The organism is Sulfuriroseicoccus oceanibius (genome assembly GCF_010681825.2).
GTDB classification, from domain to species: domain Bacteria; phylum Verrucomicrobiota; class Verrucomicrobiia; order Verrucomicrobiales; family SLCJ01; genus Sulfuriroseicoccus; species Sulfuriroseicoccus oceanibius.
The window spans coordinates 852067-876724 of record NZ_CP066776.1 but is presented as its reverse complement, the minus strand read 5'-3'; the positions used below and the strand labels follow the sequence as shown (position 1 = coordinate 876724).

Below are 24658 nucleotides of genomic sequence, written 5' to 3'. Positions count from 1 at the left end.
GTAACCCCGGAGGGTCTCAAATGACGCAAGATCAATTAGAAGACATCAAGCAACAATTTGGAAATAACCAGGCCGTTTGTGAGCAAGTGGTCGGGCTGTTTCACATCTTGTCGAGCAAGGTTCGGTTCCGAACGGTCTGCATGCTGATGTACGGGGAAGCGAGCGTCCAGGAGATCGCCGAGGTGGTCACTGAAGGCAAGATGACCAACATCTCACAACAACTGCGCGTCCTGCGCCTGGCCGGAGTGGTCCAACAAAGACGCCTCAAGAAACAAGTCCTCTACTCACTGGCTGATCCCAAGATCGCCCACACCATCGAATACCTGCGTGGCGAATACATGACCAGTTGCAACCAACCACAATAAACAAACGATGAAAAACCTACTGATACTGGGAGCTGGAACCGCAGGCACCATCATGGCCAACCATCTCCGCAAGAAGATGAACCGGTCCGAATGGAAGATCACCATTGTTGATAAAGAGGGCGATCATTACTACCAGCCAGGTTTTCTGTTCATGCCCTTCCGCATCTACTCCGAGGCGGATGTAGTGAAGCCCAAACGCAAGTTTGTTGGTGGAGGAGTCGATTACCTTGAGGCGGATGTCGACCGCATCGAAGCGGATGCCAATCAGGTTCATCTGAAAAACGGTAACACCCTCGCCTATGATGTCCTCATCGTTGCCACCGGCACCACACCGGTGCCAGAGGAAACCGAGGGCATGACGGGGCCCGACTGGCGCAAGCGGGTACATGAATTCTACACGTTCGAGGGCGCCAAAGCTCTCGCCAACACACTGGACGACTGGCAGGGCGGCCGCCTCGTGATGCACATCTGCGAGATGCCGATCAAATGCCCCGTCGCCCCTCTCGAATTCGTTTTCCTCGCCGACAGTTGGCTCCGCGAACGCGGCCTGCGTGACAAAACCGAACTCGTCTACGCCACCCCGCTTTCCGGCGCATTCACAAAACCCGTCGCCTCGAAAATCCTCTCCGGCCTGCTGGAAGAAAAACAAATCGAGGTGGTCAACGACTTCAACATCAGCCACGTCGACAACGAGGACCACAAGATCGTCTCGTGGGACGAACGGGAGGTCCCTTACGACTTGCTCGTCACGGTTCCTACCAACATGGGCGACCCCATGATCGAACGCTCGGGACTCGGAGACGAACTTAACTTCGTCCCCACCGACAAACACACGCTTCAGTCGAAAGCCCACGAGAACATCTTCGTCATCGGCGACGCCACCGACGCCCCAACCTCGAAAGCCGGCTCGGTCGCTCACTTCGAAGCCGAAGTCCTGACCGAAAACATCCTCGCCTTCACCCAGGGCAAGCCGTTGCCAGAAAAGTTCGACGGCCACGCCAACTGCTTCATCGAATCCGGTAACGAGAAGGCATTCCTCCTCGACTTCAATTACGAACTCGAGCCAGTGCCCGGCAAGTTCCCCGTCCCTGGCATCGGCCCGATGTCTCTACTCGGCGAATCCAAACTCAACCACATGGGCAAGATGGCCTTCCGCTGGATCTACTGGAACGTCCTGCTCCCCGGCCACCCCATTCCCATGGTCGGCCACCGCATGACCCTCAGCGGCAAGAAACTCCCCGAAGGAGTCAAAGCCCCACAACCTTTGGTTTAACAACCCAGTACAAAAACACAAACCCCAGAAATAACATGCCTGATAAAACAATCAACGGAGTAACCGTCAGCACCGACGACGATGGGTTCCTGCAGGACCACTCCCCATGGAACAAAGACATGGCGGCCACCATCGCCGAAGAAGAAGGAATCACCCTCACCGACGCCCACTGGAAGGTACTCGACTACATCCTCGCCGACTTCGCCGAGAAGGGCGCCGTCCCGGGAATGCGCCGCCTGAATAAAGTCGGAGGCATCCCAACCAAGGAGCTCTATTCGCTCTTCCCCGGCGGGCCGATCAAAAAGGCCGCGAAGATCGCCGGCCTCCCTAAACCCGCAAGCTGCGTCTAACCCGAAGGAGTAATCTATGAGTGACGAACCAATCAAAAAGGTCTCCATCATCGTCTCCAAAGGCTCACTCGACGGGATCTACCCCGGTCTGATCATGGCCAACGGAGCACGGATGGAAGGGATCGAAGCCAACTTGTTCTTCACTTTCTTCGGCCTCTACGGAGTGCTGAAAAAGTACATGAACGACATCAAGATCGCCACCGTCGGCAACCCGGCCATGCGCGTTCCAGACGCCAAAGGCATGCCGCTGCCTACATGGATGGGCGCTCTGCCCGGCATGTCCGCCTTTGCCACCCACATGATGAGCAAGGAGATGGACAAACTCGACATCCCACCCATCGGCGAGTTCATCGAAATGATCTCAGACGCAGGCTGCGGCATCTACGCCTGCCGCGCCACCGTCGATATGTTCCACCTCACTGAAGACGACTTCTGCCCGCAGATGGATCGAGTGCTCACCGTTGGTGAGTTCTACGAGCTCTCCGCCGGATCGCAAATCATCTTCACCTGATGAACTCGCGCTTCCTCGTCCAGGAAGCATCAATTGCCAGTTTCATCGTTAGCCGCCCCGTCGGGGTGGGAATGGCGCGCGCGCCAGCCCCACTTCGGCGGGGTTTCTCTTTGCCGAAGACAAACCGCCTAGAAAGACTCGACATCCTGCCCCCTCCTTATTCAGAGGAACAGAGCCACACTAAAAACTATCCTTCCGCTCCCCTCAACTTTCTAAACTCATCTGTCAGCATCCCGGAATAGCCCCAGTCCTCCTCCTCAATCTCTTGGATCACAATGTGAATGTGCTCCGGCTTCTTGCCGAGGTGCTTCACCAAGGATGCCGTAAACTCCTCCACGATCGCCTTCTTCTGCTCCCGCCCCGCTCCTTTGGTAATCTGCAAATTTATGTAAGGCATATTCTTGTCTTTCTATTCCGGAAACACTCCGACACTTCAAACAGCTTGATCAAATCTCTTCACCAGAGGCGCATCTCCCCCAATTAATCCCGAGCGACACTCCAAGGGTCAAATTGATATTTGCGCCTATTCCTCCCCGTTCCAAAGCCCCCATGCGCGTCAGGAATTTCATCTCATCGGTATAGGATTAGAGGTCATCTAATCAATACAGTGGCCACAGTTCCCCTACCTTCACATAATGCGCTTACTCCCACTGCTAGCCTTACTGGCAACGCTGCCCACACTCCACGCAGTGACCTACTCTTCCGGTGACGTACCTCGGAATATTGATGCCAGCAGGGCAAATACCATCACCAGCCGACTGACAGTCCCCCAAGGCGCCGGCAGCATTCTCGACGTCAATGTAACGCTCGATATCACACACTCGTGGGTCGGCGACCTCACGCTCACCTTGATCCACCCGACCGGCACAAGAGTCACACTCAGCAGTCGCTACGGAGGGTCAGCGGACAATTACACCAACACCACCTTCGACCAACAGGCAGCCACGAGCATCGCCTCGGCCAGACCTCCATTCACCGGCACATTCCGCCCCGACGGCAATCTCGACAATCTCAACACCCTCGATGCCTCGGGAACATGGACGCTTGAGATCTACGATGGTGTATCAGCTGACGGCGGCTCCCTCAATTCCTGGTCCATCGACCTCACCTCCGGAGACATGGATGCAGACGATGACGGACTCCCGACCACTTGGGAAACCGCTAACGGCCTCGACCCCAACGACGACGGATCCCTCAACATCGACAACGGCCCCGACGGCGATCCCGATGGAGACGGCCTGCCAAACATCGAAGAATACCAGCAGGGCCATGACCCACAAACCAACGACTTCGGCCGCGCCTACTCCGCCCGCCCCGCGAAAGCCACACTTTTGGTCGTTTGCGCCCACCCGGATGATGAAGGCATCTTCTTCGGCGGCACCCTCCCCTATTACACCCAAACCCAGAACGTCCCAACCATCTGCATTAGCATGACCAGCGGCGATTACTCTCTGGCACCTACCGTGCGTGAGGCTGAGTTCCGCTCGGCTTGCTGGGAGTACGGGCTTCGCAACCACCCGCTCTTTCCACGTTTCCGCGATTACTGGATCGACGACGGCGACATCAACGGCACGTGGGACATATGGAACGACAACGTACTCGGCAACGGCGACGAAGCCGCAGGCAAACTCAAAGCCACCGAGTACGTCGCACGCCAGATCCGCAAATTCCGCCCCGAGGTCGTCATCACGCACGACGAAAATGGCGAGTACGGCCACAGCAACCACAAAGCCGCGTCGATCGCCACCCGCGATGCCTTCGCCATGGCGGCCGATCCCACCGTCGATCTCGATGGACTCGCCCCCTGGCAAGCCAAGAAGCTCTACATCCACCGCTACAACACCAACGCCAATGCGGTCTCGAAACTCTTCCACGACCACTGGGAATCCCCGTCGATCAACGGTCTGACACCCCGCCAAGTCGCTAACAACGGACTCGCCTACCACGCCACCCAGGGAACACAAACCGTTTCCACTGCCTACCTCACGGGAGAAACCGCAAGCCCCGACTTCGAAGCCCACGCCTCAGAAGAATGGGGACTCCACACCACCATGGTCGGCCCGGACCCCATCGCCCCTGACTTCACCATCAATGGAACCCTCTACTCCGGCTACGCCAAGACCGACTTCCTTCATAACATCAGCATCGACCGTGACTCCGACCTGATCCCAGACGCGTGGGAATCCCTCTACAGCGGGTCCAACATCGCAATAAACCCCAACGAAGACACCGACGGCGATACCATTTCCAACCTCGATGAGTTCCGCCTCGGCACAGCCCCCACCACTCCAAGCACCAATTCCATCCCAATCACATTCGCTGCCGACGGCACTTCACTCAGCTTCAATATTCCCGTAGCTAATGGGACAGGATACGTTGGCGTTACACGTAAGTACCAACTCGAGTCCTCCTCAGACCTCACAAGTTGGTCGCCAGTAATGCAGGGCGTCGCCACCGGCGAAACCGTCGTGTACCCGGTACCGTCCTCGCACAACCGACGATTCTACCGACTGATCCTCACCGTCGAATAACCCAATCCCTCCTCACATGCCCGAGCCCGAATCCGCTACTGCCGCAGCCGACCAACCCGCCGCCACTGCTCAGGCATCCAAGCCCACCCGCCTCAAGTCCCTCGATGCCCTGCGTGGGTTCGACATGCTCTGGATCATTGGTCTGGATTTGCTCTTCCGGACGCTCGCCGGCATGACCGAAAGCCCTGCTCTCGTCTGGCTCGGCAAGCAAGTGCATCACGTCCCGTGGGACGGCTTGCGCCTCTACGACCTCATCTTCCCGACCTTCGTCTTCATCTCAGGCGTCGCGATCCCGTACGCACTGCGCGGCAAGCTCGACAACGGCGCCTCCAAGCTCAAGCTCACACTCCACACACTCAAACGCGTCGTTATCCTGATCGTTCTCGGCATGGTTTACAACGGCATGCTGCAGTTCAACTGGGAAAGCCTGAGGGTTGCCAGCGTGCTCGGGCTCATCGGGATCAGCTACGGCATCGCCGCACTCGTCTACCTCGCAGGACGGAGCTACTGGTGGCGCATCAGCACCGCACTCACCATCCTTCTCGGCGTGGCGGCATTGCAGCTCTTCTACCCGGTTCCCGATCACGGACCCGGCCTCCTCACCCGTGAAGCCATTTTCAACTCATGGGTAGACCAACACCTGCTACCAGGTCAGCTCTACTTTGGATTCCACGACCCGGAGGGCCTCGTCTGCATCCTCTCAGCTGGGTTCCTCGCTCTCCTTGGATGCCTCGCCGGTGAACTACTTCACCACCGCAAGTCACCGCAGTTCCGCTCAGTCATTCAATTTACCGCCGCGGGTGCCACCCTCCTGTTTCTCGGCTGGCTCTGTTGGGACAACGGCTACCCACCGATCAAAAGCGCCTGGACTAGTTCGTTCAACCTCCTCGCCGGAGGCATCGCATTGCTCCTACTCGCATTCTTCCACCTGACGATCGACTTCACTCCCCGCATCAATTGGAGCTTCCCGCTTCAGGTCATCGGCATGAACCCGCTGACGATCTACATTCTCTATCATATCCTTCCCTTCGACCACGTCTCCTGGTTCTTCTTCGGCGGCACCGCCAAGCTCTGCGGAGAGTGGGAGAAAGTCGTCCTCATCGTAGGAATGCTCGTCGTCCAGTGGCTGCTCCTTCTTCTCTTCTTCCGCAAACACATCTTCCTGCGCGTTTGATCGATACGGCATAACATATCTCATCCCCATACCATTAGCCCCTTCATCTTATCGTGACTGTTAGCCAAAGAAATTGCTTTGCGAAGAACCACTGAAGACCTCCTGATCAAAAGCCCTTTGGTAGCTGCGGCATTCTACGCTACCTCGTTCATTGCGCTAATGATCTGCTTTTTCACCTACGATCTGGGTGGTGCAATACTTTATCCGCTAGCACATGCACTAAATTCGTGGCCACACATTGCTCTACAGCAAGTAGATGGCTCACTGCACAGCAGCTTATTAGGTGCCGACGAGAGCTACAGTAATGCATTCGGAAGGGGACAGTTGATCAACTTTGCAGGATGGCTCTTGATCTCACCATTACTTCTGGCGCTAATTAGACGAATTAAGCCCCAATCCCATCGACCAAACAAAGACGGCTAACAAGGCGGAGATAGCGACGCCGAGGAAGCCGTCTGATTAAATTGGGAGTTGCCCCCGGCGCGCCATTCCTATGACGATGAGAGACGGACTCCCGTAACACCCCTCGTTACCATAAGCCCGTCGCGAAGCGACAACTTACCGGTTAGCCGGAGGTTTCAACCTCCGGACATGAGCCCAAGAATGAGGCGTCCCGCAGGGACGGTTTACAGGAGGGCATGGAATCACCGACGCAAACCTCACCTGCAGGCCCCCACACCTGCACCCATCAATCGTTCAAAAGGCGGACGCCCATCAACTCCACCTCAAAAAATGACAGAGAGCCGGTGATACCACCGGCTCTCTGTGGGGTTCGGGATTGCTCCCGTCGGATGCGGTCAGTTGCGGCGCACCAAAAATTCTACTGGGTCACCACGCGATAGAAGCAGCGTGGATCGGCACTTTCCGGCAAAGTAATGTTAGTCACAGATCCGGCAGCTCGAACACTTTCATAACCGGGGACCGGAGTCCAGCTTCCGTCTTCGAGCGAGGCCGACTTCTCCACGCGGTAGTGGACGTACTCGACCGAGTCCCAACGCAGCGCGAAGCCATTGCCCTGCGGCACGACGTCCGCCTTGAGCACGGAGTCTTTGCGCTTCGCATCGGTCTGGGCCTCGAATTCACCTAGATTGCTAACACCGTCACCGTCAGCATCTTTTGCCGCGTCGGTCGCGTCTTGTTTGTTCAGGCCCATGACATCTTCATAGAAGTCCGGGATACGGTCGCCGTCGGTGTCCGTATCGCCCACCAGCCAGCTGAGTGGGAAGCGGGCAAACACCATGCGAGTGATCGATGATTGCTCCCCAGTCTCATAAAAGATCCCGATATCCCCATCCGGCATCACAGCAAGACACGAGTAGGCCGACAACAAATCGTCGATCTTGCGCTTGTACGGCCAGGTCACCCCTTCATCCAAGCTCAGGCGGATACTCATCTTCTCACGCGCCGTGCTGTCCGGGTTGGAGAACAACAACGCCGAGAACGGATGGCCGTCGAGCGTCGAACGGTAGCGCTCGACACTTGCCATGCAGGTTGGATCGGTTTGCTCGAACCAAGGCGCACTCCATGAGCCGTCGGCTATCGTTTCACCGGCACCGCGGTCCCATGAGAAACGGGCCCACAAGCGCTGCTTGCGGCCATCATGGTTGCGCATCGACAACAACAGATCCCCGTTGTCCAACTCGACAATCTGCGACTCCGTCGTCCATGGGTTGCCCGATGCAATTGCCGCAGGTGCGGTAACCCACGTCGCTCCATTATCCGTCGAATAGATAAAGTTCGAGCGTGGCGTGCCGCCGGCATCCTTGTACTGAGCAGGGAAAACCAGCGTCCCCTCGCGGGTGCAAATCCCCTTGCCCGGACCATTGAAATACAGGTTCCACGCAGGGTCCTTCACTTGCGAGGTGATCGAGAACGGCTCCGACCACGTCACGCCGTCGTCGTCCGAGTAGCTGAGCATGAACTGTCCGGTTTCGTCGGCCGTGAGTCCCGGACCCGAGCCCCACCACCCGCGGTTCCCCTTGGACCACAGCGCCGCGCACCAGATGCGGCCGGTGTTACGATCAACGAGCAAGGTAGGATCACCCACGCCATTGCCCTGGGATCCGGCCTCGTTGGCATCGAAGTCCATCACCGTGATCATAGGCTCCCACGTGTAGCCTCCATCAAGCGAGCGCATCACTGCGGTATCGATATTCGCCGGCAGGTCCGGCGACGAGATATCGTTGCCATCCCAGCGCACGTCGAAGCCGGCAATCACGGTGCCCGCATTGGAAACCACCATCGCCGGGATGCGGAAGTTACCGGATCCATCGTCGCCGCCCTTGCGCACCACGGTGGAGAAGAAGCCAGACGTTCCGGTGAGGAACTCAGGCGGTGAGGTCACGCTTGGCACGTAGCTGCCCGCCGACGGCCCGTCCACCGAGAAGCCAGTGATGCGCGCGTCGATTACATCGCCGTCCACCGGGGCGCCGCTCATTTTCACAGCGACCCAGAAATGGTGGATGCCTGGAGTCACGGCCGCGCTGGCATTGAACGTAAGCGGTCCGTTGAATGGTCCGTCCAGTGTTGCAATCAAGGTCGCGCTACTGGACGAAAACTCACGGTCGCCGCCGGTCGAGTAAAGTCGCACCTCCGCGATGTCGCCTAGGTCAGTGGTCCCGCTGAGGTCGAACTCGAGTCCGGTCAGGTTGTAGCTGCCCTGATTGCCATACGAGGTCACCGCCAGCGCCGCCACCCCATAGGTGCCGAACTTGAACACATCGCCCGCAGTCTGCACGACGGAGGCAGAGGTGAAATCCATCGGCGCATCGCCAAGCTCCGCCCAGCGCAGGTCGAGGTAGCGCTGCAACTCATCGCGTTCGCCCACATCCAATGCACGGTCGTAAACCAGCACTTCGGCGAACTCCACATTCAGTCCATCGGTAGCGGCGCCGCTCATGCCCAGGATCAATCCGGAGAGCGAAGTATCCGTCGCCACCGTATGTGATCCCACCTGGACACCATCGATCCAATGGGTCACATGGGTGCTACCGCCCGATTCAATGAACACAAACACATGGTCCTGCCAATCGTTGGCCTCCACGCTGGTGGTCACCGGATCGGCTCCGGCAAAGTCATCCACCTGCACGCCGACCTGCCAATCGCCCGCCGCCACGTGGGCGCGGGTCAGTCCAGCGACACTGCTGCCATCGAAAAGGTAGCCATTAGCCACATCACCCAACCGCGCGCGGACTGCGATCGTACGGTTGCCTTGGATCACACCGAAGCCATTCCCCGCCCACAGCGAGTCGTCGCCGTCCATGACAACCAGCTCCACCGACTGACCGCTCAGTCCCAGAGTTTCGCTCACCGATGGAGCTCCCACCACCTGGTCCAAATTGCGCCCATTACCGGACTGGTCCGCCCAATTGGAAATCGTGCCCGAGCCGTCAGCCGTCACGCCATCTCCCGCGCGGAAGTTTGCATACACCCCGGCAGGCGGAGTCAATGCGTAGTCGACCCGCACTTCATCCACCGTGATCACGGCGCCGTCATTTGCTGTCAGACGCAGCACGTAAGTCCCCTCAGCGGCGAACGTCACATCGGTCGTCGGCGAACTCGCATCCGCAAACGTAACCGCCCCCGGTCCATAGGTTACACTCCACGCTGTGGTGAACGCAGCCGGTGGGTTCGGCAACCCGTCATCGCTGGCAGAGCCCGCCAGAGTCGCCGTTGGTTCGATGGTGGAAAAGTCACTGCCCGCACTCACGACCACGCCCAGATTGCCACCGCCCGGTGCCTGCTGTGGATCCGTTCCGGCGAGGTATTCGTTCAAGTTGTTCGCCCCGTCGCTATCGGCGTCGAGCGTAGCATCCGCCGCGCTGTTCTTGTTGAGGCCATTGGTGTCCTCATAGAAATCCGGCATCCCATCGCCATCGGTGTCGACCGTCAGATCGCCCACCACCCACTCGACCGGGAACCGGCAAAAGCGCATCTCCGCTACCGATGACTGATCACCCGTCTCGTAGAAAATCCCGATATCGCCATCCGGCAGAATCGTCATGCACGAGTACGCCGCCGGACGGTCATCGATCTTGCGCTTGTACGCCCAGGTCTGGCCTTCATCCAAACTGAGGCGGATGCTCATGCGCGAGCGGTTGCTGTTGTCCGGGTTGGCGAAAAGCAGGCCCGAATACGGGTCTCCGTCGAGCGTCGAGCTGTAGCGTTCGATCGACGCCATCACCACCGGATCGGTCTGGTCGTAGCGGATCGCGCTCCACGTGCCGTCGGCAATGGTCTCGGTCTCATGATCCCACGAGTACGTCGCCCACGCCCGCTGGCCATTGCCCGCGTGGTTGCGCATCGTGATCAACAAATCTCCGTTGTCCAACTCGATCATCTGCGCCTCGGTCGTCCATGGACTACCTGAGGCAACCGCCGGCGCGCCGTGGTTCCAAGTGGCGCCATTGTCGGTCGAGTAGATGAAGTTCGAGCGCGCCGTACCGCTTTCATCGCGGTACTGGGCTGGGAAAACCAATGTCCCGTCGCGCAGACAGATCCCCTTGCCCGGTCCGTTGAAATACAAACGCCACGCAGGATCCTTGATACTCTCGGTGATCGAAACCGGCTCGCTCCAGGTCAGGCCGTCGTCGTCGGAGTAATTTAGTACAAATTGCCCGGTCTCCTCGGCAGTGAGCCCCGGACCGGATCCCGCCCAGCCATTGTTGCCAAACGAGTGCAGCGCCGCACACCAAATGCGCCCCGTCTCACGGTCCACGAGAATGGACGGATCGCCCACTCCGTTGCCACTCGACCCGGCAATGCTGCCATCAAAGTCCATCGCCGTGATCATTGGCCCCCAGGTGAAGCCACCATCCGTCGAGCGGGAAACTCCCACGTCAATGTTCGCCGGAAGGTCACCGCTGCCATTCCATCGGATGTCGTACACCGCGATCAACGTGCCGTCGTTCGAGGTCGCCAAGCCCGGAATGCGGTAGCTCCGCGATCCGTCGTCGCCCTCTTTGCGCACGATTGTCGAGAAGAACTGCGAATTGACCGTCAGCTCGCCCGCCGGATCAATTCCCGTCGGCACATAGCTGCCAGCATCCGCTCCATCAATGGAAAACCCAGTGATGCGACCGTCCAGCACATCGCCCAAAGTCGACGTTCCTTTCAACTTAACCGCCACCCAGAAGTGATGGCTATTCGATGCCACCGGAGCCGGAGTGGAAAAGCTCAGAGTCCCGTCAAATGGTCCGGTCAGGGTTTCCACCAAGGTCGCGCGGCTCGGATCAAACGCACCTGCGCTCGGGCTCGAGTACAATCGCACGTCCTCGATGTCGCCGAGATCCGTGGTTCCCGTCAGATCAAATGTGAGCCCGGTCAGGTTGAACGGCGTGACATTCCCCGTCGAGTTCACCTGCAACGCCAACACCCCGTGGATGCCGTAGATCGAAATCTCCTCCGACGTCTGCACCACCGCCGCCGATTGATAATCATAAGGCAGGTCCATCAGATCCCCCCAACGCGCGGTCAGGTCGGTCGTCACCTCGCTGCGTTCGCTTGCGCTCAGTGCGCTGTTGTACACCAAAACCTCGGCCACCTGGGTCGGAAGCGTGGCTGCTGCGGCGCCGTTGCCCGCGATGATCAAGCCACCCAGCGCGCCGTCCCGCGCCACCGAATGCGTTCCCACCTCGGATCCATCGATGTAATGCGTGACTTGTGTGCTTCCGCCCGATTCGGCGTAGGTGAAAATGTGTGTCTGCCACGTGTTCAGAGTGACCCCTGTCGTGTCGGTATCGGCGTTGGCAAACCCACCTGAGCTTGCCACCCCTGCCTGCCACGTGTTCGAGCGCACCTGGGCACGGGTTAATCCGACACCAGTACTACCGTCGAACAAAAAGCCGTCACGGGCCGCTGTGACCCGCGCATGCACGACCACCGTTCGGTTGCCATCCACGCTCCCCCAACTCGACGTTGGCGCCCACAATGAGGAGCTGCCGTCGAATGCCACCACCTCGGCGGATCCGCCACCACTGCGCGACAGCGCAACCATCGACGGGCGCCCGACCACATTGCCCAAGTCGTCGCCGGTCCCGACTTGGTTGGCCCAGTTGGAAACCGCGCCGCCCGCGTCCTCACTCACCCCGCTATCGGCGCGATACCACGCATACGGCGTGAGCACGGTGCGCGATGTCGTCAGGCGGAAGTGATCAAACTCATTATAGTCTTCCGTATTCAGGTCGTTGGTGTCATCCCCCACGATCTGCAGCGCCAACTCCTTGCCCGCGTAACCAGCCGCCACCGTGTATTCCAGCGTGATATTCGGCCAGCTACCGCTCCCCGTCTGCGTGGTTGTCTCTGCCATCAGCTGATAGCTTGAGCCATCTTTCGCCAACAACTGCATCCGTCGTCCATAGTTCGCGCCGCGCGAACTCCGGTACTGCAAAGTCAAGGTCTCACCCGCCTGCAGGGTGTAGCCCAAATCCTGGCGAATCGCCGTGTCCGGCCCCATCCACAACATCCGCGAACCGTCTATCCCACCAGTCGCCACGCCCAGGTCATTCGTTCCTCCCCGTGTCAGCTCCCACCCCGACGGCGCACCATTCCCGGCCACCCCGTCTTCGAAACTTCCATTGGTAATCGCCACCGTAGTCTGCGCCGACGCCGACTCGACAGCTCCTCCAATCAAAGCAAGCGCCCCAAGCGAGACGGAAAATGCGCGCCACAAGCAACGACGGGAATCAGCAAATTTGGTGAATTTCATAAGAACCTACTCAGAAGATCAGACAACGACCTGTACCCCATAAGACCATCCTCCCGCCCCCTGCGTTAGAGGTGTCATAAAGACACCAATTATCCATCTCCGCCATCCGGAACGCCAAGCCTCGCCTTGGCAATCCACCCCCATCCGGCACAGCCGCACATCTTCCATCATGTGAACCCCGAACCGAAAGCCACACCGCCCAGACAGCAGAAATGCCGTCTCACCAGAGCTGCGCGTGCATGATCACGGATCCATTTTCAGCCGCTTGAGTCCGATTCAGGACAGCTCTCGCGCTAACCAAATAACGGAGCCTCACGTTCTACGGCAGGAGTGCCGTAGCTCCAGCGGGAAATGGTAGTCGTTGGACTGGCACTGGAGCGATGACCTGCGGAGGCCATCGCAGCGCCCGCCATCTGGAACGCCAAGCATCGCCTTGGCAATCCAACCCAACCGGCGCAGCCGCACATCTCCCCGCACCGGAGGTGCACTCCAACACAGCCCATGGCAGCGCCATGGGATCGGACCGTACAACCCACCTGAGCTCCTACGAGGCGGTCCAATCCCCCGCACAAACACTTGATCCAATCCGACGAATCCGCCAGCCTGCGGCATGATTGGCCGAATTCTCCCCGCGCTCGCGGCTCTTTGGATCACTTGCACACTCACTGCCACTGCATCGATCATCCCCCAACCAAAGGAGATGACCACGCACGGCGACGCATTTCCCCTGACCTCGAAGCTCACCGTCACCACTCCGGCGGAACTGGAAGCGATCGCAGAATCCCTCGAGCAATGGTTCACCGAACGCGCCCCAGCTACGAACGCCGAACAACCGCCAGCCACCACCAAGGTCACTCTCGCCATCGACACCAGCGGCACCCTCCCCGCCGAAGGCTACCGTCTGGAAACGCGAGACCACACCATCACCATCACCGGCGCTGATGCGGCAGGCGTTTTTTACGGCGTCCAATCGCTGAAGCAACTCTTCTCCGCAGACGAGGCCGCCACCATTCCCGCCACCACCATCACCGACGCCCCGCGTTTCCGCTGGCGCGGGATGCACCTCGACGTGTCACGCCACTTCTACTCGGTAGACGAAGTAAAAAGATTCCTCGACCACATGGCGGCCTACAAAATGAATGTCTTCCACTGGCATTTGGTCGACGGACCGGGCTGGCGCATCGAGATCAAACGTTACCCGAAGCTCACTGAGATCGGCGCATGGCGCAAGGACAAGACCTCCGAGCCGTGGAACTGGCAAGCCACAGAGATCAACCCAAAGGGCCAACAACAAGGCGACTACGGTGGCTATTACACTCAGGATCAGATCAGAGAAATCGTCGCCTACGCCAAAGAACGTTTCATCACCGTGGTACCGGAGATTGAAATGCCCGGCCACTCGTACGCAGTGCTCGTCGCGCATCCCGAGTTCGCCTGCCCGACCAATGAGATCCTCACCGAAGGACTGCGTGGCAAGGATGTGTTCTGCGTCGGCAACCCGGGGACCACAGAGTTCCTCCAGCACATCCTCGACGAAGTGCTCGAGCTCTTTCCGTCGCAGTACATCCACATTGGTGCGGACGAAGTACCGAAGTCCGCGTGGCTCGAATGCCCGAAGTGCACAGGATTGATGAAAGATCAAAGACTCGCCGACGGCGACGCGTTGCAAAGCTACTTCGTCAAACAAATGGAAGCCTACCTCAAGAGCAAAGGCCGCACGCTCATCGGCTGGGACGAGATCATCGAGGGCGGGCTGCCTGAGGACGCCGCGGTGATGGTCTGGCGCGATGCCAACTTCGCCAAATCCGCGCTGGAACACGGCCACCCCGTCGTCCTGTGCCCGAACTCCCATTGCTATTTCGATTACTACCAAACCGAAGACCACAACTCGGTGCCACCGGCGATCGGTGGGTTCACCCCGACAACCAAGGTCTACAGCTTCCAACCGGAATCAGTCGCCACCAACGACGCCCAGCGCGCGTTGATCCTCGGCGTCCAGGGCACGGTCTGGACCGAGTACATCCAGAACATGGACCACCTCGAAGCCCGTATTTTCCCGCGCATGCCCGCACTGTCCGAAGTCGCGTGGAGCCCGGCAGACCAACGCGACTTCGAAAGTTTCACCAAGCGCCTCAACCATCACAAAGCCCGCTGGAAAGCCGCTGGAATCCAGTTTTACGACGGCCCGCTCGATGGCAAACAGATCAAACCAAAGAACTGATTTTCAAAAAATCTTCAATACTGTTCAATTGAACGCTTGCGCCGTTCATCCGAACACGCTACACCGTTGAGCGAACACACGGACCCTCCACTCACGGACATCCCATTTCAAACCATCACGACCATGGCAAAATCCGCAGACACCGCAGCCGACAAGCTCGCCAAAGAGCGCCTCAAGAACCTCGACGCCGCCATCTCCAATATCAAAAAGGAGTACGGCGAAGGATCGATCATGCGCATGGGCGACGAACACCGCGTCGATGTGGACGTGATCCCGACCGGCAACTTGCTCATCGACCGCGCACTCGGCGTTGGCGGCTTCCCTCGCGGACGAATCATCGAAATCTTCGGCCCAGAATCATCGGGTAAAACCACGCTCACCCTCACCGCCATCGCCCAGGCTCAGAAAAAGGGCGGACTCGCCGGCTTCATCGACGTCGAACACGCACTCGACCCGACCTACGCCAAGCGCCTCGGCGTCAACATGGACGACTTGCTCGTATCGCAGCCGTCCTCCGGTGAGGAAGCCCTCCGCATCTGCGAAACGCTCATCCGCTCGAACGCACTCGACGTGATCGTGCTCGACTCGGTGGCCGCACTCGTCACCCGCCAGGAACTCGAAGGCGAGATCGGCGACTCGACCGTCGGCGCCCAGGCCCGCTTGATGTCGGCCGCCATGCGTAAGCTCACCGCCATGATTGCGAAGGCACGCACCGTGTGTATTTTCACCAACCAGATCCGCGAGAAAGTCGGCGTTATGTTCGGAAACCCGGAAACCACCCCTGGTGGACGCGCCCTCAAGTTCTACAGCTCGGTACGCTGCGACATCCGCCGCATCGGCCAGATCAAAGGCACCGACGGCACCGTCAACGGCAACCGCACCAAGGTGAAGATCGTGAAGAACAAAGTGGCACCACCATTCCGTGAGGCCGAGTTCGACATCATGTACAACGAAGGCATCTCATCGGTCGGCTCACTGCTCGACCTTGCGCTGGAGTTCGACATCCTGCAGAAGCGCGGCTCATGGTTCTCCTACAACGGCAACCAGCTCGCCCAGGGCCGCGACGCCGCCAAGGAAGCCCTCAAGGCCGACAACGCGCTCTACGACGAGATCGAAGGAATCGTCAAAGCCCGCATGAACCCGGAGGCCGCTGAAGAAGCTGCCGACGAGCCAGCCCCAGCCAAGGCGTAAGCTCCCGACTCATCCCACAAAAACGCCCGGCTCACCAATCTCGTGAGCCGGGCGTTTTTTGTATTCGCGAGGCGCTGCGCCTTACTCTGGAGGGCGCACGTCAGTGCTCTCGGGGAACCATTCTTTCAAGCCCTTGAGCAAAGCAATATCGGCATCCACCGCGGCTCGGGCGTCATCCCATTGCTTCCGACGCTCAGGCACCGCCGGCCATGGCTGGCTATCGAGCGTCTCTTTGGCAAGGGTCAGCCAATAGGTCGCGGCGTGGTGGTCGCAGTCCTCCATCGCGATCCGTGCACGGGTGAAATAGAGCAACCCGAGGTCGAAGCCGTAGGTGAACCAGCGGTCACGATTGCCGCTACGTTCGATCGCCACTTGATAGACGGCCTCAGCCTCGTCGAAACGCCCAAGCGCCAAGAGAATCTCCGCCTGCTTTCCATGTGGCAATGGATCCGCAGGCCACACATCCGCCGCCGCGGCGTAGGCCTCCAGGGCCTCTTCAGCCAACGCTTTCCGGTCGCTCCACTCCAACCGATCAGAACGTGCGACCCGCCAAGCAACCTCTCCCATTCGCAAAGACGACCAATAATCACCAGACTCCGCATACAGCTCACGCGCGAGTGTGACTTGATCGAGATCACCGAGCGAACCATCAGCCACCATTGGCTCGGCCAACTGCCAACGCCACCACGATCCGGCCACCGGCTTCACCACGGCGATCACCGAAGCGACCGACACCACCAACAGACCACCCCATGCTACGGCAGCCATCACATCCGGTTTTCGAACCACCTGCCGAGCTCCGCCGCTAGAGGTTGGTGCCAAATTGCGCATCATCACGCCGAGCATCACCCCGGCCAACGCCGCGACTGGTACGAAGTGCAGGTTGAAACTGAATACCGCGTCCGCTGCCAGCGCACACAACCCGGCAAATGCACCGCGCCAGACCAGAGGCATTGCCGGAGCCTCCTTCTCGGCCCTGGCCCCACGCCCAATCAACACGACTGCGCGAATCCCGAGCGCAGCCATCGCCAACAACAACAACAAGCCACCCACGAGCCCATAGTCGGACAACACCTGCAGGTACTCGTTATGCGCGTAGTGGTAGTCAGCCTCGAGCGAGTAGGCGTCCGCCGCCCAGTAGTCGTACTGCCGATCTTGGAATCCACGGCTGCCCTCACCCACGACGGGACTGCCCTGAAACACATCCATCGCCAGCCGCCAGGAATCGCCGCGACTATCCAGTTTACCCAGCTGCTCGAGCCCGGTTCGATCGCCCCAACGATGGCTGATAATCCTTTCCGCCCCCCACATCGCACCGTAGCCGATGCCTGCCAAAGCAAGCACCACACCGGCCATCACCGCCGCCCGCCGAGGGCCGGACATCCGGCGACGCATCACAGCAGTCACACCCACCACCGCCGCCATCACAGCCAGCCCGACCACCGCACCAAGCATCGCCGCACGGGAGAATGAGAGGTAAACGCCGACAAAAGCAGCCAGCGAGCCCAATCCGTGGACCGCACGTTCGAAGCCGGTTCCGATCTTGGCGCGCGCCATTCCCAGCAGTAGCAGCCCCGCTGCCGCAGAGAACGCACCGAATGGGTTCTGATGGAAGAAGAATCCGGATGCCTGCGGGTTGTCCAGCGGCCGCTCCAAGCCGAGTGAGGCCCACGGCGCGTACCCCGGTTCGACAACCACTTGAACCACGGCGATCCACAAATTGACCAAGGTCAGTAACGACAGAAGCGCTCCGAACCAACGAAGGTTCACCGGCCAGCGACCAAAAACTATCACCACCAATCCCGCCGCCAACGCAGCAATCAACGCCACATCAAGCTGGGCGAAATGCGCTACCGGCGACATCATCGCCCTCCACAGAAAACACCCAAGCACCCCCACCCCGGCAAATGCCAGCAGCACGCTGCCCCAGCGGATTCTCCCGCGCTCACGCAGACCCCATCCGGCAACCGTCAGCACGGCCCCAAGCCCCATCACGGACACGCCGGGAAACGCCATGGGAACGTTGTCCGCCGTACCAAGCACCGCGACAAAAAGAAAGCCAAGCATCGTCAATGCCTGGCCTGCGTAATCGAGAACTTTGCTCATCCAGCTACTTTTATCCATTCAACTAACTCAATCGAAACACAGAAGACGTCACTTCGCCCCCTTGCCAAACAACACGGCAGGCACGGTCATGAGGACAATCTTGAAGTCCTCCCACAGCGACCAGTTGTCGATATATTCCAAATCCATCTGCACCCACTCTTCGAAGCTGGTGATTTTGTTCCGCCCCCCAGCCTGCCAGGTGCACGTGATGCCTGGCTTCACGCTAAGCCTCCGCCGGTGGGCCGAGCGCTCAAACGCGGCGACTTCGTAAATAGGCAAAGGGCGCGGACCAACCATGCTCATCTCGCCTTTGAGCACATTGATGAGCTGTGGCAGTTCATCAATGCTCGTGCGTCGCAAAATCTCACCGAACTTGAACACACGCGGATCCTTCTCCAGCTTGAAAACCGGACCGTCCATTTCGTTGCCCGCTTTCTCTTTCACCTCGGCCAATCGTGCCTCGGCGTCTTGATACATAGTGCGGAATTTCCACATCCCGAATGGCTTGCCGTAGCGTCCGGCTCGGCGCTGACGGAAGAACACCGGCCCCGGATTGGAAATCATGATCCCTGCAGCGGCGATCAACCAAATCGGTGAACTCATCACCAGCAACACAGCCGCCGAGATCCGGTCGAAGAAGTCTTTTGCTAACAGCGCCCACGACAACGAAGGCGTGGAGCGCAAAACCAACATCGACTGCCCATTGAAAAGGTCGAAGGTCGGCTTGGCAATGCGGGCCCGTACGAAGTCAGCCGCAATCCAAGCTTCCACCCCTTGGAGCTCAGCGGTCTCCACAGCCTTGGTCACTTTGTCGAAGGCAATGTCACGCACCAGGAATACCACTCGCTCGGCAGGATGGCTCGCCAACATAGAGTCGAGCTCAAGTTCGTCGTGATCGCGCAGGTTGAAACGTTGGACTACGTGCATGCGGTCACGGTCTGCTCTCTTGAGGCTAGCCTCCCATTCCTCGATCGCCCCCGGAGCACCCGCCAAAATCACTTGGATCTTCGCCTCGTCGTGAGTCGCCACATGCCGGTAATAAGCCTGCAATCCCCACTCCCTCAACAACACCAGCACAGTGAATATGCTCGGCACCATCACCAGAGTCGGACGGTGCGGCAAATCCAGTTTGAAGAACATCGTGATCACTCCCAGCAGGAAAAAGATCACCATGAAAGTCTCGAAGATCGGCACCACCGCGCGCCGCAAGCTGCGCTTGTAACGCTGCTTGTAGAACCCGAACATCTCCAGCACCAGCGGAATGAATACCGCCACAACCCACACATTGTTACCCAACTGGGTGAACCCGTCGGACGACTTCCGCTCGATGACAATCCGCTCAAAGCTATCCAGCCACTCCCACGAGTGCTGCCAGATCTTTTCGGACAAAAACGCCGCCAGCAACACCAGTGCGGCGTCGATCAACTGCAAAGCCTGAGTTGATATCGCGTTTTTGTTCATAGCAAGTGTACCCGCGTTTGGGGGCGGTGCGGCCTTCGTGCCGGTGAATTAGCAGAATTTCAGGGGACACAGTCGAGCCCAAAATTCTCCTAACACACTGACTCTGCAGGCAGCATTGTTCATCAATGAATCATTGCAGCTGGAATGCAACCACCATTGTCGATCTCGCAACCCAGGCATCCTCGGGCAGGTTGTGCCGTAATCCATCAATCCACCCAGCCTCGCCCTCAGCCTGAATTACCGACCAGTCGCCACCTCGCCAACGCAGCCGCCGCGCCCCGTGCACCTCCAGATGCCCGTACCATCCCGGTACCATTACCACCCACTCGAACCGGCCGGCATGGGCCAATTCCTGCCAAGCATCCCCCGCCCGCCCCAGCGTCATCCTGTCATTTGTCGTCAGTGAGGCCAACAATTGGCGCACTTCGAGCGCTTTGCTCGCGCCGCCATTCTCCGCCCCCCACCAGTAAACCTCGGCACCAAACGAACATCCGACAAGGCTCATCGCGGCGAGCTGGTCCGCGCCGATCTTCTCATGAGGTGCCACGGTGGCCCCAGTCATCTGGTTGCGGTCCACTTTGCGCCGCAAAAACGACCGACTGTCGAACACGACGCCCTCCGTCAATTCATCGGCGCGAGCTGCATCGACACCCAACGCACGCAGCCGCAGCTCACCGTACGTAGTCAGACCCGAGGAGAAAACCGCTACCGGCCCATCGGCGGGCACCTGCTCCACCTGACGCCACGCATTCCAAACCAACTGGTTGTGATCGAGCGGCCGCTCATCGGCCTGCGCCAGTCTCACAAAGAACGGAATATTCGCCCCCATGGGCCATAGACCATCCGCGGTGGGATACCACGTGGACTCGCCGACCACCGGCGCGATGTCCTTCATTGAGTTCATCCGCAAGCCAACTAGCGACAACATGAGACTCGCGGCCACACCGCACGCCACGCCCCATCGCGCCCACCAGACCCGCGCCACCTGTGACCACACATTGCGCCCTCGCGGCAGCACCAAGGTCGTCAGAACACCAGCCACCACCACAACCAAGTGCCGCGGTGAGTACAATAACGGAGCGTAGAAAAGCCACGGCAACAAGACCGCCACAGCCACACCAGCCCACCATAACGAACGCCCACACCATGCCCGACCAACCACAAGCAAGAAAAAGACCGCCCACGCCAAGGTCAGACCGTTGAGACCAAACACCACATACGCCCCGAACAAACGCACATCGAAAAACGTCGACGGCATTCCTGTCGGGCTCTCGGTGATAAGGCGCCCGACCACGAGAGCCAGCACAGCCGAGCCCGCCATGGCCCACGTCGTGCCATCGCGCATCAACCGCGGCACCCGCGCTACCGGAGCCGCCAGCAGTACGATCATCGGCAGGATCAAGGCGACGTCCGATCGCGCCCCTACCGCCAGAAAAGTCAACACTGCCGCCGCCGCGGATCGCCCCCCTGAGCGCCTGGTGGCAAGAACCACCGCCAGCAACAACACAAACCCCGCCGCAATTCCATTCGAGGCCAGCAACGGAGCGCTGAACCACCACACCGGACAAAACAACGCCAGCCCGAGAACAATCAACTCAACCGGACTCCAGCGCCTGCGCCGCGATGCCATCACAGCGAGCCCAAATGCCAACACCGCAGCAGCGCTCCGGTTGCCGGATTCGACCAGCGCATCGATCCCCGCGTCAAGCTGCGGCAAGAGCCCCAACGCCACCACCCAGTAACTCACATATTGGCGCGAGTAGTTGTAATAACTCTCACCCAGCCAGTCACCGTCGCGGGCAATTTGCAAGCCACCATCGACCAACGATGCCTGATCGCTCTCACGCATGACCGGCCCGAGAGCCAGCAACACGGACGCCAAAAAGCCCGCGACCAAAAGAACCGCAATCCATTTCCCCCGATGCTTCATACCAACGAAAACCAAATTACCAACGCACCCCAAACCAACAAACAAATCGGCAGCATCCCGAACTTGAACATCAAAGCCTCTGGAACCTCGACTTCTACCGAACGCCGAGTCCGCCGCACATAGTCCCAAAGACCAAGAAATACAGGCGCCACCGTAATTAAGAACCAAGGCGCCTGGGGGTGGTGCACACAGTACATCGCATACACCGCAGCCACCACCACAGCAGCCAGCTCGACCGCACCCTTCTCCAATGGAGAGACATAACGCATCAGTGCATGCCGAGTGCTCCCCAAATCGCCCCCGCTACGCTCGAGCACAGACAGTTCACCACGCCGTTTTCCAAGCCCCAATAGAACAGCCAAAGCATAAGTCACCCCAATCAACCAACCGCTCGGAGCCACACCAATCGCATACGCCCCCGCCATCACACGCAGTACAAATCCAATCGCCAACACCAACACATCAAGCACAGGCACCCGCCGGAAAACCAAAGAGTACACCAACGACAACCCAAGATAGCCAGCCACACAGGCCACCGCACGCTGGCCGTCGCTCCCAGACTCTGCAAACCAAAGCCCGGCGCCGCTCACCGCCACCATCGCAAGCCCTGCCGCCGCCAGGCACGCAGCTAGCACGCTCACCCGTCCCGACGCCACCGGCCGCATCCGCTTGCGGGGATGTTCCCGATCCTCATGACGGTTGACCACGTCATTGATCAGATAACCCGCACTAGAGGCGAAACAAAAAGCGACAACCAGAACCAGCAGATCCCACCAGAGATCGAGCTTAGTCAGGTTGCCGCTGAAAACAATCGCCGCCGCGCAAAAGGCATTCTTCACCCAGTGATGCGGACGCATCGCCCGCACGAGCGCCAGAGGCTGAGTCGCCACCGATTCAGATCCGTGCCCCTGTTTACTCATGCTCAGATGCGCACTGCTCTGGCGGCCACTCTCCATTACTCGTCGCCGCCTTTCGCACCGAGTGACTTTTGGAAGGTCGGCGCATATCGCTGGATGTACTTCAACGCGCGATCACGAGCGACCACACGCCCCACGGAGCCAGCATCCTTCGCCGTATACACCATCACGCTCGGATAGGCCCAGCGGTCATTGATGTTGAAGAACATGTTGTTCAGCGAGGTTGTCAGGATGCGCTGCCAGCTGTGCGGCGTCGACACTTCCTTCCCGACCCACCAATAGATGTAGTTGGCATAAAGCACCCACTCCGTTCCGTCCGGATCGGTCATCTTGCGCTTCAAATAAAGGTCCATCACGTCGAGCGGACCGCCTTCGGTTTCCAAGCTGACCACCTCACGTTTCTCGATCGTCCACCCCTGTCCGGTCATGCAGACCTCAGGACGGTGGAGACTACGCCGGTCACCACCACTGAGAATGATCGACGCGGTGATTCCTCCGAATGCCAACTCATCCGCGGTTTCCCCATGAATCGGTGTGTACACGCGCTTCACACTGCTGGTCTCCGGAGGCAGCCAGTACTTCTCCTCGTCGCTCATCTCCACCTCGCGACTGGTGAAGCCCGGGATCACATCAGGCAACTTCATCACCACCCCCGCCGCCGGGTCCAATGCCGCGTTCGGAAACATCTGGCAAAGCCCCAACGTCACGCCCACAAGCCCGACAAAAAACGCCAATCGAAACTTCAAACTCTTCATGCTCTCGTCCTTTGGTTCAATCTCACACCCCGGGGCTACTTCGACGCCTCATCATTTCCTTCCGCGGGCACCGGAGTCGTTGCCGATTGCCCCCGCTTCACGCTCCGCACCACCGTCTTGCGGCGCTTGAACATCTTGCCGCCACGGTTGAGCAAGTCGCCCACCGAGATCATGCAAAGCAGCGCCACCACAAACACCGCCAAACCTGCGTAAATGTGGAACTTCGACGGATCCTTCTCTCCCTGGCCAATCGCCCATTCGCTCCCCTTCGCCGCCGCACCGAAGTACAGCATCATCATCCGCACAAAGTTGCCCGCGATTGTGAAAACCGGCACCATGCACATGAACACAACACGCTGCCAGTTCTTCTTCAGCACCACATAGCTGAAGATCAGTCCGATCATTGTCAGCGCGAAAAGCGAGCGCAGACCACTACACGCCGCCGCCACATTGAGGCGGATCGTCTCGCCCGTGATCGGGTCAATCTTGGTCGTCGTGATGGCCGTACCGTTGGCCACCGCCGGATCGCCCAGCAAGTTAAACGCCCCGGCCGAAATCTTCACCATCACCAACTGCAACGGGAAGCTCACCGGCTCGATCAGGAAGCGAAGAGGCCACAGCATCCCGAGCAAACACCAAAGCCAAAACGCTTGGAAAAACCAGCGCTTGCCCAGGAACCAGAAAATACACCCAGCGGCAATCACTTGGCCCGCCGCATAGCCGAAGTACTGCTGGTTCGCTTTGTACCCACCGAAGTAGAGGAAAAACCCGAGCACCAACAACGCCGCTCCTATCTTCGGCGATGGCTCGATCGCCAGGTCCTTGTAACGATCACGCGTAAGCCACAGCAACACCGCAATCGCAGGCAGAACAAACCACCCGAACCCCCACTCAGCGCCATCCACCTGATAGCCATGCGCCATCAAAGACGCCAGCGTATCGCGCTCGAACATGTAGCCCGTCGCATACCCCTGAAAGCCAAACATCACCACCAAACAGGCCAGCACAATCGCCACCGGACCCCAGGCAACTTTTCGATTCGAGTCAGAAGAAGTCATCATCATTTCACAAAAACAGACCTACAAAATTCCACAGGCCACACATCCAATGCGAAGCCCACACGGATCAGGCAAGCTAATTCGTCCACAGATCGCTCATTATTACTAA

At 59.1% G+C, this 24658-nt stretch carries 16 protein-coding genes; 8 read left to right on the top strand and 8 right to left on the bottom strand.

What is annotated here, in order from left to right; all coding sequences use genetic code 11:
• Window positions 1–20: 20 nt before the first annotated feature.
• From G3M56_RS03365 to G3M56_RS03350, 4 genes are read left to right on the top strand one after another with little or no spacing between them, the layout of a single operon-like run.
• Window positions 21–365, top strand: a complete 345-nt coding sequence (locus tag G3M56_RS03365; RefSeq protein ID WP_235203567.1) for an ArsR/SmtB family transcription factor — start codon at window positions 21–23, stop codon at window positions 363–365.
• A 7-nt stretch (window positions 366–372) separates the two neighbouring features.
• A complete protein-coding gene (gene sqr / locus G3M56_RS03360) occupies window positions 373–1638 on the top strand; it encodes a type III sulfide quinone reductase, selenoprotein subtype (RefSeq protein WP_164363306.1) in 1266 nt (421 codons plus the stop codon).
• Window positions 1639–1673: 35 nt separating this feature from the next.
• Complete coding sequence (locus tag G3M56_RS03355) at window positions 1674–1988, top strand: TusE/DsrC/DsvC family sulfur relay protein (protein ID WP_164363304.1); 315 nt, start codon at window positions 1674–1676, stop codon at window positions 1986–1988.
• Between the two features lie 16 nt (window positions 1989–2004).
• The gene (locus tag G3M56_RS03350; RefSeq protein WP_164363302.1) at window positions 2005–2499 is read left to right on the top strand and encodes a DsrE/DsrF/DrsH-like family protein; all 495 of its coding nucleotides are present in this window, start codon (window positions 2005–2007) and stop codon (window positions 2497–2499) included.
• Between the two features lie 187 nt (window positions 2500–2686).
• Here G3M56_RS03350 and G3M56_RS03345 read toward each other — a convergent pair whose 3' ends face one another.
• Window positions 2687–2896 carry a tautomerase family protein gene (locus tag G3M56_RS03345; protein WP_164363300.1) on the bottom strand — a complete coding sequence of 70 codons (210 nt, stop codon included), beginning with the start codon at window positions 2894–2896 and terminating at the stop codon, window positions 2687–2689.
• A gap of 238 nt (window positions 2897–3134) precedes the next feature.
• Here G3M56_RS03345 and G3M56_RS03340 point away from each other — a divergent pair, with 238 nt between their 5' ends.
• Together G3M56_RS03340 and G3M56_RS03335 are read left to right on the top strand one after the other, a co-directional pair.
• Window positions 3135–5030, top strand: coding sequence for a PIG-L family deacetylase (locus G3M56_RS03340; RefSeq protein ID WP_164363298.1), 1896 nt, complete (start codon window positions 3135–3137; stop codon window positions 5028–5030).
• A gap of 16 nt (window positions 5031–5046) precedes the next feature.
• Entirely contained in the window at window positions 5047–6204 is a 1158-nt protein-coding gene (locus tag G3M56_RS03335; protein ID WP_164363296.1) for an acyltransferase family protein, read from the top strand.
• An 820-nt stretch (window positions 6205–7024) separates the two neighbouring features.
• Here the strand turns inward: G3M56_RS03335 and G3M56_RS03330 are convergent.
• Complete coding sequence (locus tag G3M56_RS03330) at window positions 7025–12910, bottom strand: exo-alpha-sialidase (RefSeq protein ID WP_164363294.1); 5886 nt, start codon at window positions 12908–12910, stop codon at window positions 7025–7027.
• A gap of 610 nt (window positions 12911–13520) precedes the next feature.
• Here G3M56_RS03330 and G3M56_RS03325 point away from each other — a divergent pair.
• Together G3M56_RS03325 and recA are read left to right on the top strand one after the other, a co-directional pair.
• Window positions 13521–15131 (top strand): beta-N-acetylhexosaminidase, encoded by a 1611-nt coding sequence (locus G3M56_RS03325; RefSeq protein ID WP_164363292.1) that lies wholly within the window; start codon window positions 13521–13523, stop codon window positions 15129–15131.
• A gap of 123 nt (window positions 15132–15254) precedes the next feature.
• On the top strand, window positions 15255–16322 hold the full coding sequence (recA, locus tag G3M56_RS03320) for a recombinase RecA (RefSeq protein WP_164363290.1): 1068 nt from the start codon (window positions 15255–15257) through the stop codon (window positions 16320–16322).
• 81 nt (window positions 16323–16403) lie between these two features.
• Here recA and G3M56_RS03315 read toward each other — a convergent pair whose 3' ends face one another.
• The 6 genes from G3M56_RS03315 to G3M56_RS03290 all read right to left on the bottom strand — a co-directional run bounded on the left by G3M56_RS03315 (window position 16404) and on the right by G3M56_RS03290 (window position 24555).
• The gene (locus G3M56_RS03315) at window positions 16404–18428 is read right to left on the bottom strand and encodes an O-antigen ligase family protein (RefSeq protein WP_164363288.1); all 2025 of its coding nucleotides are present in this window, start codon (window positions 18426–18428) and stop codon (window positions 16404–16406) included.
• A 48-nt stretch (window positions 18429–18476) separates the two neighbouring features.
• Window positions 18477–19889, bottom strand: a complete 1413-nt coding sequence (locus G3M56_RS03310) for a sugar transferase (protein ID WP_164363286.1) — start codon at window positions 19887–19889, stop codon at window positions 18477–18479.
• A 130-nt stretch (window positions 19890–20019) separates the two neighbouring features.
• Entirely contained in the window at window positions 20020–21738 is a 1719-nt protein-coding gene (locus G3M56_RS03305) for a DUF2339 domain-containing protein (protein WP_164363283.1), read from the bottom strand.
• Between the two features lie 77 nt (window positions 21739–21815).
• Complete coding sequence (locus tag G3M56_RS03300; RefSeq protein WP_164363281.1) at window positions 21816–22739, bottom strand: UbiA family prenyltransferase; 924 nt, start codon at window positions 22737–22739, stop codon at window positions 21816–21818.
• A 35-nt stretch (window positions 22740–22774) separates the two neighbouring features.
• Window positions 22775–23491 (bottom strand): exosortase-associated EpsI family protein, encoded by a 717-nt coding sequence (locus tag G3M56_RS03295; RefSeq protein WP_164363279.1) that lies wholly within the window; start codon window positions 23489–23491, stop codon window positions 22775–22777.
• 35 nt (window positions 23492–23526) lie between these two features.
• Window positions 23527–24555, bottom strand: a complete 1029-nt coding sequence (locus tag G3M56_RS03290; RefSeq protein ID WP_235203566.1) for an exosortase/archaeosortase family protein — start codon at window positions 24553–24555, stop codon at window positions 23527–23529.
• Between the last annotated feature and the right edge of the window lie 103 nt (window positions 24556–24658).

Coding starts and splice junctions, on each gene's coding strand:
- G3M56_RS03365 (WP_235203567.1), top strand. CDS start 21: ATGACGCAAGATCAATTAGAAGACATCAAGCAACAATTTGGAAATAAC.
- sqr (WP_164363306.1), top strand. CDS start 373: ATGAAAAACCTACTGATACTGGGAGCTGGAACCGCAGGCACCATCATG.
- G3M56_RS03355 (WP_164363304.1), top strand. CDS start 1,674: ATGCCTGATAAAACAATCAACGGAGTAACCGTCAGCACCGACGACGAT.
- G3M56_RS03350 (WP_164363302.1), top strand. CDS start 2,005: ATGAGTGACGAACCAATCAAAAAGGTCTCCATCATCGTCTCCAAAGGC.
- G3M56_RS03345 (WP_164363300.1), bottom strand. CDS start 2,896: ATGCCTTACATAAATTTGCAGATTACCAAAGGAGCGGGGCGGGAGCAG.
- G3M56_RS03340 (WP_164363298.1), top strand. CDS start 3,135: ATGCGCTTACTCCCACTGCTAGCCTTACTGGCAACGCTGCCCACACTC.
- G3M56_RS03335 (WP_164363296.1), top strand. CDS start 5,047: ATGCCCGAGCCCGAATCCGCTACTGCCGCAGCCGACCAACCCGCCGCC.
- G3M56_RS03330 (WP_164363294.1), bottom strand. CDS start 12,910: ATGAAATTCACCAAATTTGCTGATTCCCGTCGTTGCTTGTGGCGCGCA.
- G3M56_RS03325 (WP_164363292.1), top strand. CDS start 13,521: ATGATTGGCCGAATTCTCCCCGCGCTCGCGGCTCTTTGGATCACTTGC.
- recA (WP_164363290.1), top strand. CDS start 15,255: ATGGCAAAATCCGCAGACACCGCAGCCGACAAGCTCGCCAAAGAGCGC.
- G3M56_RS03315 (WP_164363288.1), bottom strand. CDS start 18,428: ATGAGCAAAGTTCTCGATTACGCAGGCCAGGCATTGACGATGCTTGGC.
- G3M56_RS03310 (WP_164363286.1), bottom strand. CDS start 19,889: ATGAACAAAAACGCGATATCAACTCAGGCTTTGCAGTTGATCGACGCC.
- G3M56_RS03305 (WP_164363283.1), bottom strand. CDS start 21,738: ATGCGTGAGAGCGATCAGGCATCGTTGGTCGATGGTGGCTTGCAAATT.
- G3M56_RS03300 (WP_164363281.1), bottom strand. CDS start 22,739: ATGAGTAAACAGGGGCACGGATCTGAATCGGTGGCGACTCAGCCTCTG.
- G3M56_RS03295 (WP_164363279.1), bottom strand. CDS start 23,491: ATGAAGAGTTTGAAGTTTCGATTGGCGTTTTTTGTCGGGCTTGTGGGC.
- G3M56_RS03290 (WP_235203566.1), bottom strand. CDS start 24,555: ATGATGATGACTTCTTCTGACTCGAATCGAAAAGTTGCCTGGGGTCCG.